Source organism: Mesoterricola sp. JemC181 (genome assembly GCF_055384585.1).
The window spans coordinates 2,751,833-2,767,239 of the sequence record NZ_AP045076.1; the positions used below are offsets into that span (position 1 = coordinate 2,751,833).

The window sequence follows — 15,407 nt, forward strand, 5'->3', positions numbered from 1 at the left end:
TGAATAATTACGTCAGCCGGCCCCGATCCTCCCTCCTCAGGGCTGCAGGACCACCTCGTGCCTTTCTTCGGCCTGGAAGCCCTTCGCCGCCGTTTCGGCGCCGCGGTAGAGCGCCCACCCCGGAAGGCCCCGCTGGAAGGTGCGGGTCATGTGCCACAGTTCCAGCCGGCTGTTGGCGGTGTAGAGGTAGAGGGTGCGCTTCGGGTTGTAGGGATTGGGCAGGGCGATGGCCAGGCCGTCCCAGGAGCTGCCGTAGGTGCGTCCCTGGAACCGGAAGAACCCCTTGCCGAAGGTCACGGGCAGCTTGTGCTCCTCCGTGATGCGCGCCAGGAGGCTGTTCTCCTCGGGGCCGCCGAAGACCACCAGGTCACGGGAGGCCAGTTCCTCGTCGGTCACTTCCGCGTCGGGCTTGACGGGGGGCAGGATCTCCGTGAACGCGTCGGCCATGAGGTCCCGGCAGTTGATCGCCAGGGAACGGTTGGCCTCCACTTCGCGGGAGGTGCCGAAGACGTAGAGCGTGTGGTCGAAGTCGTCCAGGAGGTTGGGGAGGGTGTAGGGGTTCTCCTGGCGGGTGGGCAGGTCCCGGCCCGCGTTGAAGACCACGCGGGTGGGCCTGTCGGCCACGTGGTACGTGGTGGAGCCCATGGCCTCGTCCATCTCCAGGCGCACGAAGCGGGAGCCCTTGGCCGAGCCCAGTTCCAGGAAGGTGACGAAGTGCCAGGGCCTGCCGGGCTGGGTCACCTTGACGGTGACGTCGAAGCCTTCGGCGGCGGTGGCCACGCTGGCGGTGATGATGGGGTCGGGCAGGTCCTCCCTGCCCACCCACTGCTGGATGAAGGGCTTCAGGTCCCGTCCGAGCGACTTGGAGAAGGTCTCCGTGAAGTCCGCGGTGGTCATGGGGCGGTTGCTGAACCCGTCGTGCACCGCGGCCATGGCCTTGGCGAAGGGGCCGTTGCCCACCAGGAGGCGCAGCTGGTGCAGCAGGAAGGTGCCCTTGATCCGGGGGATCTGGTAGGCGCCGTAGCGGTCGTAGGCCACCCGGGCCTTGGCGGGGGCCAGGGAGCCCTCCTTCGAGACCACGTAGGCGTAGCGGGCGTTGAGCTCGGCCAGGCTGTCCCGCAGGGACGCGGCCGCCTTGTCCTGGGCCTCGGGCAGGCGCTTGAGGAGCCCGTAGTACGCCGCCGAGCCGCTCACGAACCAGTTGTCGCCGTCGGTGGCGGGGAGCACGGTGTTGGACCAGAGCAGGCGCTTGGGATAGGCGTGGACGTCCTTGGCCGCGGCCAGGTCGGGCTTGGGCGCGGTCGCGGCTTCCTGGGCGGCGGCGCGGGCCTGCTTGAGGCGGTCGGCGACGTAGAGGGGGCTGAACGTGGTGAAGCCCAGCGTCAGGTGGGGCGTCGCCCCGGGGAGGTCGGCCATGAAGCGGCCGCCCACCCACTTCTCGCGCAGGGTGGTCTTGCCGAAGTGGGCGATGAACATGAGCTTCTCGGCCATCTCGGAGGTGGTGAGCTTGCCGTCGCAGGCATGGGGGCGGTTGATGGGGCTCGAGCCGTTCAGCTCCACGCCCACCTGCAGGTCGAACTTGCCCTGGCCGTAGCGCTTGTAGAAGTCCTGGAAGGCGATGTCGCGGTTCCAGGTGTTGAAGGCCAGGTCCACGGGCTCGTTCTCGGCGTTGGGGACGCGCTCCTTGCGCACGCCCAGGTCCCGGTTGTTGTTGTCGGCCCACACGAAGTCCTTGAGGCCCGCCGGGGTGTCGGCGGGGTGGCCCTTGCTGCCGGTGCGCCACATCTTCGTCTCCTTGGTGCCCAGGAGGAAGACGGCGCCCTCGTCGGTCTTGATGTCGGCGATGGTCCAGTCGTTGGTGTAGAGGCCGTTGTTCCTGTTCTTCAGGATCTCCGCCACCTGGTCGATGCTCGTGGCGTACTGGGCGGCCTGGCGGATGCGGTTGGCCTCGGGGGTGCCGTCGGGATTGAAGGGGGTCTGCTGGACGGTGGTCTCGCCGATGACGATGCCGGCGTCGTTGATGTACCAGTCCGCGCCCGAGCTGATGCCGCCCGGGAAGGTCTGCATCACGAAGCGGTGTCCCTTCGCGGGCTGCACGTCCACCATGACGTTCCAGTCCACGCCGGTGTATCCAGGAGGCCACATGAAGATCTGCCCCATGACCACGCGGCCGTCGGAGGACGCCGACTTCGTGGCGATGAAGGAGGAGCAGCGGTCCCCCTTCCCGCCCGCGGCGGCCTCGTCCTCGGCCTTCAGGAAGCTGCGGCCCGTCAGCGGGGAGGCGGTGACGCGCGTGGCGGCGGCGATCTCGCCCAGGTCGATGTCGGAATTGGCGGTGACCACGTCCAGCACGTCCAGGGCCCGGCCGCGGAACTTCGCGCCGGCCTTGGCCGCGCCGTCGGCGATGCCCTTCATCTCCTCCAGGAACTCCGGCTCGTACTTGCGCAGCATGAGGGCGTCCGCCAGGGTCCGCTGGCGGTCCCAGCCCCGGACGGGGTCGGCCTTGTCCTGCAGGATGGCCAGCTTGTCCACGAACAGCGCCAGCTCGGAAGCCACCAGCTGGCCGTACTGGACGCCCCGGTCGTAGGGCTCGCCCTCGATGTGCAGGACGATCCAGCCGCCGTCGTCGTAGCGGAAGCCCTTTCCGGCCCAGCGCACCGTCTCCGTGGGGATGATCGCGCCGATGTCGTCCACCTGCTCCAGCCTGAGGTCGTCGAACCAGGCCGCGCCCGCGGTCTTCCCGTTGCGGCCCAGGTGCAGCTGGACCCGGTCGTTGGCGGTCGTGGCGAAAAAGGCCACCGAGACGCGCTGGGAGCCGTCCCCCGCCACCGTCGGCGAGGCGTTGGTGAAGGGGAAGCTCTTCATGGAGACGCAGGCCCCGAGGGCCGTGGGGTAGCGGGCCGTGGGATCGGGGTGCACGCCCTTGGTGCGGATGAACGCGCTGAGCCGGTAGAGACGGCCCACCTCCAGCTTGACCGGCTCGGAGACCACGGTGGACTCGGCGCCCCCGGCAGGGTTCTCGAGCCGGAGGCTGCGGAACCCCGCCTTGTGCCCCAGCCCGACGGAGACGGTCGCCCCGTTGGCCTTGGCCAGCGTCCAGCCCGCGACCTGCGAGTCCTTCTGCTGCTCGAAGCCGGCGTTCACCAGCGGCAGCAGGGCCGGATCCGACGCCACCAGCGCCATGGCAGAAAAACAGATACCCAGGAACGGCCAGGATCCACGCATCATGAAATCTCCAATTACCTCAAACCATGATGCAGCAATCCGGGCCGTCCTGGAAATGGAACATGTGCCGCGCCGGGGATCCGGACCCGGGACCCGGCCGCCGCGGCGAGGATCCGGCCTCCGGAGGGGGGCCGGGACCGTTCCGCGGCCGGAACATCGGGACGATCGGGTTGAATGCTATTGATCTTAATAAACGGCTTAACGAATTGGCACACCCGATGCTCACAGGAGCTCGAGTTCCATGCGGAGGTGACCATGACCCAGCTGCTCATCCAGGATGTGAAGGAAGAATCCATCGATTGCCTGCGGATCCGCGCGACCCTGCACGGCTGGAACGTCCAGACCGAGGCCAAGGCGATCCTGGAGCACGCCGCGGCCGTGGACGAGGTGGAGGCCCTCCGGGGCTGGGGCCAGAACCTGCCCGTCATGGACGACGGCGAGGAGCTCGATTCCGTGGGGCTCCTGCAGCGCTACATGAGCGACATGTGGCCCGACGCTACCGCCTGAACGCGTTCAGCCGCCTGTAGAAGGTGGTCCTCCCGATCCCCAGCCTCCGGGCGGCCTGGGCGACGTTGCCGTGGCAGGCCTCCAGGGCCGCTTCCAGGGCGCGGCGTTCAGCCTCAAAGGCGGCGCCGGCCAGGGTCGAGGCTCCGGCGGCCGGTTCCCCCCCGAGCTCCTGGAAATCCGACGGCTCCAGGGTGTGGGCATCGGTGTTCAGCATGGCCCTTTCCAGGACGTTCTCCAGTTCCCGCACGTTGCCGGGCCAGGCATGGCGTTCCAGAAGCTCCATGGCGGCGGGGCTCAGTTCCTGGCAGAGGGTGCCGTTCTTGTGGCCGATCTTTTCGAGGAGGTGCTCGCACAGGGTCTCCAGATCCCCCATGCGCTCGCGGAGGGGCGGAACGGGGATGCTCAGCACGTCCAGGCGGTAGAAGAGGTCCTTGCGGAAGGTCCCGGCCTTGACCATGGCCGCGAGGTCGCGGTTGGTGGCGGCCATGATGCGCACGTCCACGCGGACGACGCGGTTGGAGCCCAGGGGCTCGAATTCCTGGTCCTGGAGGACCCGCAGCAGCTTGCCCTGGAGGGCCAGGGGCATGTCGCCGATCTCGTCGAGGAAGAGGGTGCCGCCGTGGGCAAGCTCGAACTTCCCCGCCCGGGGCTTGCGGTCCGCGCCGGTATAGGCGCCCGGAGCCACGCCGAAGAACTCGGCCTCCAGCAGGGTGTCCGGGATGGCGGCGACGTTCACCGTGACGAAGGGGCCCTCGGCCCTGGGGCCTCCGGCGTGGATGGCGTGGGCCAGAAGTTCCTTGCCCGTGCCCGTCTCCCCCCGCAGGAGCACCGGGGCCTTCAGGAACGCGGCGCGCCGGGCCAGGCGCTTGGTCTCCATGGTCCCGGGGCTGGTGCCGATGAAGGAGGAGAAGGTGAACCGGGAGCGCCGGGCCTCCGCGAGCTTCTTGTGGGCGTGGGCCAGTTCCGTCTGGAGGTGGTTCAGGCGGTCGTTGAAGGGCTTGAGGGGCTCCAGGTCGCTGTAGAGCGCGAAGGCCATGGCCCCGGCGACCGATCCGTCCTCGTCCCGGATGGGCATGCGGGAGACGACCATGGCGTGCTCCTGGGCCTCGAAGATCTCAAGGAGGATGGGCTTTCCCGTCTCCACCACCTGGCGCATGAGGCTGTTGGGCAGGAAGGTCTCGATCTCCTGTCCCAGGACCGCGGCGGGGTCCACGCCCAGGTTGGCCGCGTACCGCTCGCTGATCATGACGACCCGGACGTCCTTGTCCACGACCAGGCAGCCCTCGGCCAGCTCGTCGAAGCAGTCGAAGACCAGCTGGGTCGCCTTCTGCTTGAGGAGGGTGAAGTCCTGGAAGATCGAGAGGAGTTTGGCCATGGGGGTCAGGCGGTATTATCGCATCCCCCGCCAGAAGGTCGATCCGGTATGCTTCGGGGCCCGCGGGCCCTCGAAGGCGATGTCCGGTTTGACTTCCACCCCGACCCGGCGCCCCTTAAGGCGCAGGGCGTGTCGGCCAACCCAAAGCCATGTCTGTTCATCCGGCTCAGGCTTTGACCACCCAGTCTTTATCCTGCCCTTTCGCGAAAATCCAATTCAACCCGTTACGCAGGGCCAGCGCAGGGATGGGTCTGAGCCCTATTTACTTTCAAAGTCGACCCATCCCGGCATCGGCCCTGCGGAACAGGGATGGACGCAGATGTGCAGGATGAAGGGGATGGCGTTCGCCAATCCCTGTCCATCCGGGGGTGTTTCTCGTCGTTCGGCCATGCCGTGCCGCCCGTATTGCCCCTAGAACCTGAAGCTCAGGGTCCCGACAATGGCGTTCGCCATGAACCCGGCGTCGTAGGCGCCCGGAAGGTTGTAGCCCAGCTCCCCCATGTCCATGCCCAGGTACTTCACCTCCATCCCGACGTTCCTGTTGAAGGCGTAACCCAGCCCCACGTTGTAGGCCAGCCCGTTGTGGGTCTTCCTGCCCCTGGCCGTGACGGGACCGAAGGTCTTCGCCGCGTCCAGGCGGGTTGAGTGGAAGCCCAGCCCCGCGATGAGGTATCCGCCTTCCGCCTCCTCCGCCACGAAGTAGGTGTAGTCGGCCATGAGCAGCAGGGAGTCGGCCTTGTAGCGGCGGTCCCCGCCGCCACGGCTGAAGGCCAGGTAGTCGAGCTTGGGCCTCAGAATGTGGCCGGCGCCGAAGTCGACGGGGGCCTGGATCCCCAGACCGAATCCCAGCCTGTTGTCCAGGCGCCCGGAGTCGGAGAAGGCGCCCAGCGGCTTGGCGAGGTGGATCTGGCCGCCGAAGGAGGCCTCGGCCGCCGCCAGGGGCGCCGCGGCCAGGAACGGCGCGAGAAGGAGCATACGCGGACGGAGCGACATGGTGTCTCCACGGCAAAGGTTGCGTTCGCGGCCTCCCGGGCTCGGGTCCGGCCACAGAGCAGGTGTGCCGGGACCCGCCGCGGGGTTCCGGTGCCGCTCCCGGCGGGCTGGTATGATCCTCGGGTGAACGTGAACGCCCCCGCCCGGACCTTCCGGGACATGGATCCCCCGAGGCTCGCCCAGCTCCTGGACGCGGCCGCGGAACTGGGTCCGTGCAGGGACCTGGGCACGCTGGGGCCGGCCCTGTTCCGGGTGCTGCAGAAGTCCCTGCCCGTCCACCGCATGGCGCTGTGGCTGGGGGACCCCGGGGAGGACCGGCCCGAGACCGCCTGGGCGGCGGAGCTGGGACAGGACGGCTTCCTCGCCCGGGTGGAGCCGATGCCCGACCTGGTGGAACTCACGCGCAACCTCCAGACGGATCTCTGGGATCCGGACGGGACCGGAGGCGGATCGGGGAAGGCCCTGCGGGACCGCGGCTTCAGGTCCTTCGTCCTCCTGCCGCTGCGCACTCCGGAGCAGCTCGTGGGGGGCCTGGCCCTGTCCAGCCGCGCGCCGGCCGCGTTCCGGGAGGCGGGGCCGGCCTACCTGGTCCACCTCGCGAAGTTCGTGGCCTCCTTCACGGTGAAGATCCTGCGCCTGCGCCAGATGGACGAGCTCAACGCGAGCCTCACGCTGGAGCGCGACCAGCAGCGCATCCTGCTCCAGATCACCAACGAGCTGGTGGAGCACCGCGATCCCCGGGACCTCTTCCAGGCCATCTCCAGGAGCCTGCGCGAGCGCTTCTCCTTCGACGGCATCGCGCTGGTGCTCGTCCAGGACGAGGCCGAACCCCTCCTCCGGTTCCTGGACTACCCCACCAACCGCGGCCACATGCAGGAGAACCAGGTCTTCACCGTCCGGAACGGGCCCAGCCAGCGGGCCATGGACCTGCGCCGGGCGCTGGTGTTCACCCGGGCCGAGCTGGACGCCTTCGAGGGGCCCATCCCCCAGGTGCTGGTGAAGGGCGAGGGCCTGGCCACCATGTGCTGCATCCCGCTGGTGTCCCGCAGCCGGGTGATGGGCGTGCTCTCCTTCCTGAGCCGCAGGGGGGACGCCTTCCCGGAGGCCACGGTGGACCTGCTGGGCCGGGTGACGGCCCAGGTGGCCGTCGCCCTGGACAACGCCTTCGCCTACGAGGAGATCCAGACCCTCCGGGACCAGCTGGCCCAGGAGAACCTCTACCTGCAGGAGGAGATGGACAAGGACTTCGGCATGGAGATCGTGGGACGCAGCCCCTCCCTCCAGAAGGTGCTGCGCCAGGTGGAGACGGTGGCCCCGTCGGACGCCACGGTGCTGCTGCTGGGCGAGACGGGCACGGGCAAGGAGCTCATGGCCCGGGCCATCCACTCCCTGAGTCCGCGGGCCGAGCGGGGCTTCGTGCAGATCAACTGCGCGTCCATCCCGGCGGGCCTGGTGGAGAGCGAGCTGTTCGGCCACGAGAAGGGGGCCTTCACCGGCGCCATCGCGCAGAAGACCGGGCGCCTGGAGCTGGCCCACCAGGGCACGCTCTTCCTGGACGAGATCGGCGACCTCCCCCTGGAGCTCCAGCCCAAGCTGCTCCGGGCCCTCCAGGAGCGCGAGTTCGAGCGGGTGGGGGGAACCCGGCCCCGCAAGGTGGACCTGCGCCTCATCGCGGCCACCAACCGCGACCTGACGGCCATGGTGGAGGCCCGGGAATTCCGCGCGGACCTCTTCTACCGCCTCAACGTCTTCCCCATCCGCGTCCCGCCCCTGCGCGAGCGCAAGGAGGACATCCCCACCCTGGTGCGGTACTTCACCCAGAAGTTCGCCCAGCGCATGCACCGCCCCATCGAGTCCATCCCCACCCGGGCCCTGGAGAAGCTGGTGGCCTGGGACTGGCCCGGCAACATCCGGGAGCTGGAGAACTTCATCGAGCGCTCCGTCATCCTCAGCCGCGGCAGGGAGCTGGAGATCCCCTTCGCCGAGCTGGAGACGGCCCGGCCGGCCCCAGCCCCGGCCGCGACGTTGGAGGAGGCCGACCGCGCCCACATCCTCAAGATCCTCGAGGCCTGCCACGGCAAGGTGGGAGGCCCGGACGGCGCCGCGGCGCGCCTGGGCATGAAGCGCACCACCCTGCAGAGCCGCATGCGCAAGCTGGGCATCTGAAGAGTGCCGATATATGGGCAGTGTGCCGATATATCGGCACTTATTTTCGGCACTTCGTCGGCAGGTGGAATCTTTTTATTGATATATTTGAATGTTACCTTTCGGCATGAATCCGGCAACCGTCTGAACGGACGGAGGTTTCCATGCTTCGAATCACACCCAGGGACCAGGACACCGGACTCACCCTGGTTCTGGAAGGCAAGTTGGCCGGCCCATGGGTGGCCGAACTGGCCCAGGCCTGGAGCAGCTGGCAGGGGCGCACCGATCCCGCCAGGGCGGTGCTGGACATGCAGGGCGTGGCCTTCATCGACGAGGCCGGCCGCGAGCTGCTGGCCCGCATCCACGGCGAAGGCGCCGGGCTGGTGGGCTCGGGCTGCTACGTGGGCCCCATCATCCAGTCCATCCTGAACGGCGGGGAACTGGGCGCCGCGGGCGTGCGCTTCCTGTGGCTGCCCCTGCTGGGGCTGGCCGCCGCCGGGGCCCTGGCCGCCGCGGAACCCGCCGTGCCCCTGAGCCTGGCCCAGGCCCTGGACCAGGCCCTCACCCGCAACCCCGAGATCCACAAGTCGCTCCTCAACATCGCCCAGAGCCAGGACGACCGGCGCCTGGCGGCGTCGGCCCTGATGCCTTCCGTCGAAGGGGTGGCGGCCTACAGCCGCACCAAGCAGAACCTGGACTCCTTCCTGGGCATCCCCAGCCCGGGCGGACCCGACGTGGTGGGGCCCTTCAACGCGGGCCAGGTGGGCATCCGCGCCGAGGCCCCGCTGTTCGACCTGAGCCTCTACCAGCGCTGGACGGCCAGCCGCCACGGCGAGGCCTCAGCGAAGGCCCAGTCCCGGGTGGCGCGGGAAGGCATCGCCGCCCTGGTGGTGGGCCAGTACCTGCGCACCCAGCGGGCCGCGGAATCCGTGAAGGCCGCCCGGAGCCGGGTGGAGCTGGCCGGCGCCCTGGAGAAGCTCGCCGAGGACCAGCAGAAGAACGGGCTGGGCACGAAGCTGGACACCCTCCGGGCCCAGGTGCAGGTGCAGAACGAGCGCCAGCGGCTCATCCAGGCCCAGACCCAGGTCCGCACCGCCCAGTTCGGGCTGGTCAAGCTCCTGGACCTGGAGCCCTCCACGAACATCGTGCTCACGGATCCCCTCACGGCTCCCGAAGCCGCGGCCTTCACCTTCCAGGAGGCCTACGGCCAGGGCCTCGCCCAGCGGCCCGAGGTGGCGGCCCTGGACGCCCGGGAGCAGGCCGCCATGAGCCTTCGCGATTCGGCCCGCAGCCTGCGCCTGCCCTCCCTGGTGGTCACGGGGTCCTACGCGTCCATGGGCCTGTCCCCCAGCCAGCCCTGGGTGCCCACCTACACCGTGGGCCTGGGGGTCAAGGTGCCGCTGTTCACCGGCGGCAGGATCTCCGCCCAGACCGCCAAGGCCAAGCTCGAGCTGGACCGGGTCGCCGAGGAGCGCAAGGAGATCCGGGCCCAGGTCGGCCTCGAGGTCCAGGTGGCCCAGGCCGAGATGGACTCGGCCCGCAGCGAGGTGGACGTCGCCACCCAGGCCGTGGGCCTGGCCCAGGAGGCCCTGGTCCAGTCCCGCCACCGCTTCGAAGCCGGCGTGAGCAACAACATCGAGGTCATCAACGCCCAGGACGAGCTGGCCCGGGCGGAAGACAACCGCATCAACGCCCTTTGGCGCCTCAACCAGTCCCGCGCGGACCTGGCCAAGGCCATGGGCCAGCTGGAACCCCTCTTCGCCGGAAAACGGAGCCGATAATGAGCGAGACGACCGAACAGACCCCCAAGAAGGACCGCACCCGCATGGCGCTCATGACCGCCGGCGTCCTCGCCGTGCTGGTGGCCGGCGGCATGGGGTGGCACTACCGGGACCGCGTCTCCACCGACGACGCCCAGGTCGACGGCCACCTCGTGCCCGTCTCCTGCAAGGTCAACGGCAGCGTGGAGAAGGTCCTGGTGGAGGACAACCAGGCCGTGAAGGCCGGGGACGTCCTGGTGCAGCTGGACGCCCGGGACCTGCAGGCCCGCGTGGACCAGGCCCGGGCCGCCCTCGCCCAGGCCGAGGCCCAGGTGGTCTCGTCCCACGCCGACACCGACAAGGCGCGCAGTTCGTACGACCAGGCCCGCAGCTCGGACCTGCAGGTGGCCGAGGCCAACCTGGAGGCGAGCCGTTCCACCCTGGCCACGGCCAAGGCCGACCTGGAGCGCACCCGTCCCCTGGCCGAGCGCCAGGAGATCTCCGCCCAGGCCTTCGACGCCTACAGGAACCGCTTCGAGGTGGCCGACAGCCAGTACAAGGCCGCGGAGCGCCGCCTCGCCAGCGTCCGCCAGGAGTCCGACATCCGCCGCGCCGGGCTGGGCGCCCAGGAGGCCAGGACCGTCCAGGCCAAGGCCGGCATCCTCGCCGCCAAGGCGAACCTGGAAGCCCTGGAGCTCCAGCTCTCCTACACCCGCATCACCGCCCCCGTGGACGGCGTGGTCACCCGCAAGTCCGTGGAGCTGGGCCAGATCATCCAGCCCGGCCAGGGGCTGCTCACCCTCGTGCCGCTGCACCAGACCTGGATCACCGCCAACTTCAAGGAGACCCAGCTGCGCAAGGTCCGCGCCGGCATGGAGGCCGAGGTCACGGTGGACATGAACGGCATCGTCCTCCACGGGACCGTGGATTCCATCGCCGCCTCCACGGGATCCCGCCTGTCCCTGCTGCCCCCCGAGAACGCCGTGGGCAACTTCGTCAAGGTCGTCCAGCGCATCCCCGTGAAGATCAAGCTGGACGCCAAGGACGCCGCCAACGTCACGCTGCGCCCCGGCATGAACGTCGACGCCACCATCCTCACCCGCTGAGGCCCCGCACATGACGACGGAAACGCGGCACCGGGCCGTAAACCCGTGGCTCATCGCCCTCGTGGTGATGATCGCCACCTTCATGGAAGTGCTGGACACCTCCGTGGCCAACGTGGCCCTGCCCCACATCGCGGGCAACCTCTCGGCCACGGTGGACGAGGCCACCTGGGTGCTCACCTCGTACCTGGTGGCCAACGCCGTGGTGCTGCCCCTGGGCGGCTACCTGGGCGGGCTCTTCGGGCGCAAGCGCTTCTACATGACCTGCGTGGGGATCTTCACGGTCTCCAGCATGCTCTGCGGCCTCGCGCCCAGCCTGCCCTGGCTGATCTTTTTCCGCATCATGCAGGGCCTGGGCGGCGGCGCCCTGCAGCCCACGTCCCAGGCCATCCTGGTGGAGAGCTTCCCCCACGAGAAGCGTGGCGCGGCCATGGCCCTGTACGGAATGGGCGTGGTGCTGGCCCCCATCGTCGGACCCGTGCTGGGCGGATGGATCACCGACAACTACAGCTGGCACTGGATCTTTCTCATCAACATCCCGGTGGGCATCCTGTCGCTGTTCCTCACCTACCGGATGGTGCACGATCCCCCGACCCTCAAGCGCATGTCGATCAAGGAAGGCTTCAAGGTCGACTACCTGGGCATCGGCATCCTCACCCTGGGCCTGGCGGCGCTGGAGATCGTCCTGGACGAAGGCCAGCGGCGGGACTGGTTCGCCTCGAACCTCATCCTCGTCTGCGCCGTGCTGGCCGTGGTGTGCCTGGTGGGCGTCGTGTTCTACCTTCTCAGGAAGGACCACCCCATCCTGGACCTGCGCCTGCTCAAGGACCGCAACTTCGCGGTGTCCACCGTGATGCTCTTCGTGCTGGGCTTCGTGCTCTACGGCAGCCTGGCGCTCCTGCCCATCTTCCTGCAGACCCTTTTGGGCTACACCGCCAGCCTCAGCGGCTGGATCCTCAGCCCCGGCGGGGTGGTGATCCTCCTGATGATGCCGGTGGTGGCCATGCTGCTGCGCAAGTTCGACACCCGGATCCTCATCGCCGCGGGCTTCACCACCTGCGGCGCCGGGCTCCTGTGGATGTCGCGGTTCAACCTGCAGGTGCCCTTCGACACCGCCATGTATTCCCGGTGCCTCCAGAGCTTCGGCCTGGCGTTCCTCTTCGTGCCCATGAACGTCACCGCCTTCCAGAACGTCCCCCTGGAAAAGACCAGCTACGCCACCGGCATGATGAACCTCGTGCGCAACATCGGCGGGTCCACGGGCATCGCCCTGGTGAGCACGATCCTCTCGCGGCGCAGCCAGGTGCACCAGGCCAGCCTCGTGGCCAACCTCCACCCCGCCAGCCTGGCCTACCAGGGCTTCCTGAACAGCGCCAGCCACGTGCTGGTGGCCAAGGGTTCCTCGGGCCCCGACGCCGCGCACCAGGCGCAGGGCATGGCCTACGGCCTGCTCCAGCGGCAGGCGGCGATGATGGCGTTCTCGGACGCGTTCTGGATCATGGGGATCCTGTGCTTCGCGCTGCTGCCGCTGATCTTCCTGATGCGCAGGACCATGGCGGGGAAGAAGCCTGTGGTGATGGATCACTGACCGTAGGCCGTCAGAAAGATCTTTCACAATTCCGTCCCTCGCCGGGGTTCTGATTACCTGATGTGGGGCGATCCTGCTTTTGCTTTTCTCGGCGATCCTCGGCTCCTCGGCGCCTCGGCGATAAGTCCTTTTCCACACCTTGCTGGACTGTTCACTCATGGCCCAATCCTTGAGGCAGATTCAGCAAAAAGCCTTTCGCCGAGGCGCCGAGAAGCCGAGGATCGCCGAGAAATGATAAACAAAGTGAGGCTCCCGCCCGGAGTGAACGCACCTCCTCCCGGATGAGGGGAACGGTACGGGTCGGCACTGGACTGAAATGCTACACGTGTCAGTGCGCGGGAGCCTTCGGCTGGGTCGTGTCCGGCAGTTTCAGGAGGTTCCCGTCGAAGGCCGCCCATGGCACGTGGCCGTTTGCCCTGGCGGTCTCCAGCGCGAGGCAGTCGGAGAAGTCCGCCTTGGAGGCCTTGAACGACGCCACCGCGGCGCTGACGATGGCCTCGTCCTGGAGGTGGAGGTCGGCGTTGCCCAGGAGCGCCTCGAGGACGCCCAGGATCTCCTTGCGGGTGCGGCGGCAGGACGTGGACAGGACCCACACGGTCTCCACGAGGACGACCTGCGGAACCCACAAGGCGCCGCCGTTCCGCTGGCAGCCGTCCGCCGCGGCGCACTGGATGGTAAGCCATTACCGCGGTAGGACAAGGATGCCTTTCGGGAGACATCCGTCAATGGGGATACCCCGGCGTGCAGTATTCGCTGAAGGCCTGCTCCGTCCGGAACCCGGCCTTCTCGTAGAGCCCCAGCCCCATCACCGAGGCGTACAGCACCGCCCTGCGCAGTTCCGCCCGGCGCGCCTCGCGCAGGCAGGCCTGCACCAGGGCCCTGCCCAGGCCCTTGCGGCGGAAGGGAGGCCGGGTGGCCACGGCGTAGATCCCCGCGCCCGTGGCCCCCAGGAAGACGCCGGCCGTGGCCGCGGGCAGGCCCCGCCAGGTGGCCAGGAAGGGGACGTGGCCGGGGGTCTTCACCAGGGGCCCGAAGAATTCCTCCAGGTCGGCCGGGGGCGTGTCGAAGGCCTCCCCCAGGATCTCCGTCCAGGCACGCATGGCGCGGGCCGAGGCCACGGGCTGCACCCGGATGGAGGGGGCCGGGGCGTCGAAGCCGGCGCTGGACAGGTCCAGCACCATCTCCCTGGAGGGTTCCGTGGCGTGGAAGCCCGCCTCCAGGAGCCGGGCCAGCTCCTGGCCCTCCTTGAGCATCCAGCTCCAGGGCCGGCCCGCGAAGAAGGCCTCGCACACCTCGAGGGACCGCGCCGTCACCGGGCCCCAGGCGAGGTTGAGGAGGGGCCTGCGCGCCGGGGACTTCAGGAGCAGGAGGTCCTGCTCCTGGAGCACCTCCCAGCCCGGCACGGAGGACATGCCGAGGGTCGACTCCACCAGGTTCCACATTTGAAGGTCTTTCATGGTGAATCCAAGGAAAGGCCCGCGGGCGCGGGATTCCATGGATGCGCCGTCCGCTCTCGCGGTTCCGCTATCTGGCCTGGGCCTGGACCGGCGGCGCCCCCACCTGCAGCGCGTGCCAGCCCCAGCCGAGCCCCGCCGCCAGCAGGAGCCAGCCGATGGGGGACCGCGCCGCGATCCGCACGTCCTGCCAGGACGGCAGCGCCGCATAGATGAGGTTTGCGATGACGTACACGGCCAGCGCCTCCCGCCACCCGAACACCGGCACGCCCCGCAGCCGCCAGACCACCAGGGCGTAGGCCGCAGGCAGCAGGAGCAGCGGGGCCATGCCGATGAAGAAGGCGTTGTACCACCTTATGTGGGTGAAGCTCACCGAGCCCATGGCCCATCCCGTCCCCTCCCGCCGGGGCAGGAGGTTGAAGCCCACCGGCCCGCCGTTGAGGAGGATGCCGAAGACGTAGTGGAGGGCCTCGTGGGCGAAGGTCCCCGGCAGCACCAGCAGCGAAAACACCCAGAAGATCCGGCGGATCCCGTGGAGGCCGAAGAGGGCGGCCACGATGAGGCCGATGTAGATCCATTCGCGCGGGTGGCTAGGCATCCAGGGGCTCCAGGAGGGAGGGGTCGTCGTTGCGCACGTTGCCCACCCGGGGCCCCACGGGGCGCACCTCGAGCCAGGCGTCGGGGCACGGGCGCAGCAGCGCCGTCCCCCCCTCGTCCAGCCACCGGCCGTAGTCCTCCCGCGCCAGGATCACCGGCATGCGGTCGTGGATGGGGGCCATGGCCCCGTTGGCGGTGGTGGTGATGATGGTGCAGGTCTCCAGGACCCCCGACGGCCCTTCCCAGCGGTCCCACAGGCCCGCGAAGGCCAGCAGGCCGCCCCCGGCGGCGCGGATGGCGAAGGGCTGCCTGGGGGTTCCGGCGCGCCACTCGTAGAAGGCGTCGGCGGGGACGATGCAGCGGCTGCGCTTGAAGGGCGCGCGGAAGCTGGGCTTGTCCGCCACGGTCTCGGCCCGGGCGTTGGCCATGCGCGCGCCCATGGAGAGGTCCTTCGACCAGGCGGGGATCAGCCCCCACTGCTGCAGGACGATGACCCGGCCCGCGGCGCCGTTGCGCACCACCGGCACCGGCGTGGTGGGGGCGATGTTGTACCGCGGCTGGAGCAGCGCCTGGGCCTCGGCCTCGAACTGGGCTTCCAGGGACTCGATGGGGGAGGAGAGGGCGTAGCGGCCGCACATGCCCCGATTCTACCCCAGGGGA

12 protein-coding genes are annotated in these 15,407 nt (G+C 69.1%); 5 read left to right on the forward strand and 7 right to left on the reverse strand.

Translation table 11 applies throughout. The annotated features are described in order from the left end of the window. Window positions 1–36 precede the first annotated feature (36 nt). Window positions 37–3,228 (reverse strand): C45 family autoproteolytic acyltransferase/hydolase, encoded by a 3,192-nt coding sequence (locus tag ACZ5MC_RS12065; RefSeq protein WP_306600674.1) that lies wholly within the window; start codon window positions 3,226–3,228, stop codon window positions 37–39. Between the two features lie 252 nt (window positions 3,229–3,480). On the opposite strand from ACZ5MC_RS12065, the gene ACZ5MC_RS12070 reads away from it, so the two are divergent. After that, window positions 3,481–3,732 (forward strand): FitA-like ribbon-helix-helix domain-containing protein, encoded by a 252-nt coding sequence (locus tag ACZ5MC_RS12070; RefSeq protein ID WP_306600675.1) that lies wholly within the window; start codon window positions 3,481–3,483, stop codon window positions 3,730–3,732. Here the strand turns inward: ACZ5MC_RS12070 and ACZ5MC_RS12075 are convergent. Continuing rightward, the gene (locus tag ACZ5MC_RS12075; protein ID WP_306600676.1) at window positions 3,722–5,107 is read right to left on the reverse strand and encodes a sigma-54 interaction domain-containing protein; all 1,386 of its coding nucleotides are present in this window, start codon (window positions 5,105–5,107) and stop codon (window positions 3,722–3,724) included. The two genes, ACZ5MC_RS12070 and ACZ5MC_RS12075, sit on opposite strands and share 11 nt — an antisense overlap. A 411-nt stretch (window positions 5,108–5,518) precedes the next feature. Next, window positions 5,519–6,100 carry an outer membrane beta-barrel protein gene (locus ACZ5MC_RS12080; RefSeq protein ID WP_306600677.1) on the reverse strand — a complete coding sequence of 194 codons (582 nt, stop codon included), beginning with the start codon at window positions 6,098–6,100 and terminating at the stop codon, window positions 5,519–5,521. Window positions 6,101–6,223: 123 nt separating this feature from the next. Here ACZ5MC_RS12080 and ACZ5MC_RS12085 point away from each other — a divergent pair, with 123 nt between their 5' ends. The 4 genes from ACZ5MC_RS12085 to ACZ5MC_RS12100 all read left to right on the forward strand — a co-directional run bounded on the left by ACZ5MC_RS12085 (window position 6,224) and on the right by ACZ5MC_RS12100 (window position 12,696). After that, the gene (locus tag ACZ5MC_RS12085; RefSeq protein ID WP_464515929.1) at window positions 6,224–8,266 is read left to right on the forward strand and encodes a sigma 54-interacting transcriptional regulator; all 2,043 of its coding nucleotides are present in this window, start codon (window positions 6,224–6,226) and stop codon (window positions 8,264–8,266) included. A 143-nt stretch (window positions 8,267–8,409) separates the two neighbouring features. Beyond that, a complete protein-coding gene (locus tag ACZ5MC_RS12090; RefSeq protein ID WP_306600679.1) occupies window positions 8,410–10,026 on the forward strand; it encodes a TolC family protein in 1,617 nt (538 codons plus the stop codon). Then, a complete protein-coding gene (locus ACZ5MC_RS12095; RefSeq protein WP_306600680.1) occupies window positions 10,026–11,111 on the forward strand; it encodes an HlyD family secretion protein in 1,086 nt (361 codons plus the stop codon). The genes ACZ5MC_RS12090 and ACZ5MC_RS12095 overlap by 1 nt, the downstream gene beginning before the upstream one ends. Before the next feature lie 10 nt (window positions 11,112–11,121). Beyond that, window positions 11,122–12,696: a DHA2 family efflux MFS transporter permease subunit gene (locus tag ACZ5MC_RS12100; protein WP_306600681.1), complete on the forward strand. Its 1,575-nt coding sequence runs from the start codon at window positions 11,122–11,124 to the stop codon at window positions 12,694–12,696. 328 nt (window positions 12,697–13,024) lie between these two features. On the opposite strand, the gene ACZ5MC_RS12105 is transcribed toward ACZ5MC_RS12100, so the two are convergent. From ACZ5MC_RS12105 to ACZ5MC_RS12120, 4 genes are all read right to left on the reverse strand, one after another. Next, complete coding sequence (locus ACZ5MC_RS12105) at window positions 13,025–13,324, reverse strand: PIN domain-containing protein (RefSeq protein WP_306600682.1); 300 nt, start codon at window positions 13,322–13,324, stop codon at window positions 13,025–13,027. Between the two features lie 94 nt (window positions 13,325–13,418). Beyond that, window positions 13,419–14,153: a GNAT family N-acetyltransferase gene (locus tag ACZ5MC_RS12110; RefSeq protein ID WP_464515930.1), complete on the reverse strand. Its 735-nt coding sequence runs from the start codon at window positions 14,151–14,153 to the stop codon at window positions 13,419–13,421. A 67-nt stretch (window positions 14,154–14,220) separates the two neighbouring features. Continuing rightward, window positions 14,221–14,748, reverse strand: coding sequence for a hypothetical protein (locus ACZ5MC_RS12115; protein WP_306600685.1), 528 nt, complete (start codon window positions 14,746–14,748; stop codon window positions 14,221–14,223). Next, window positions 14,741–15,385, reverse strand: a complete 645-nt coding sequence (locus ACZ5MC_RS12120; RefSeq protein ID WP_464515931.1) for an SOS response-associated peptidase — start codon at window positions 15,383–15,385, stop codon at window positions 14,741–14,743. Before ACZ5MC_RS12120 ends, ACZ5MC_RS12115 begins: the two co-directional genes overlap by 8 nt. Between the last annotated feature and the right edge of the window lie 22 nt (window positions 15,386–15,407).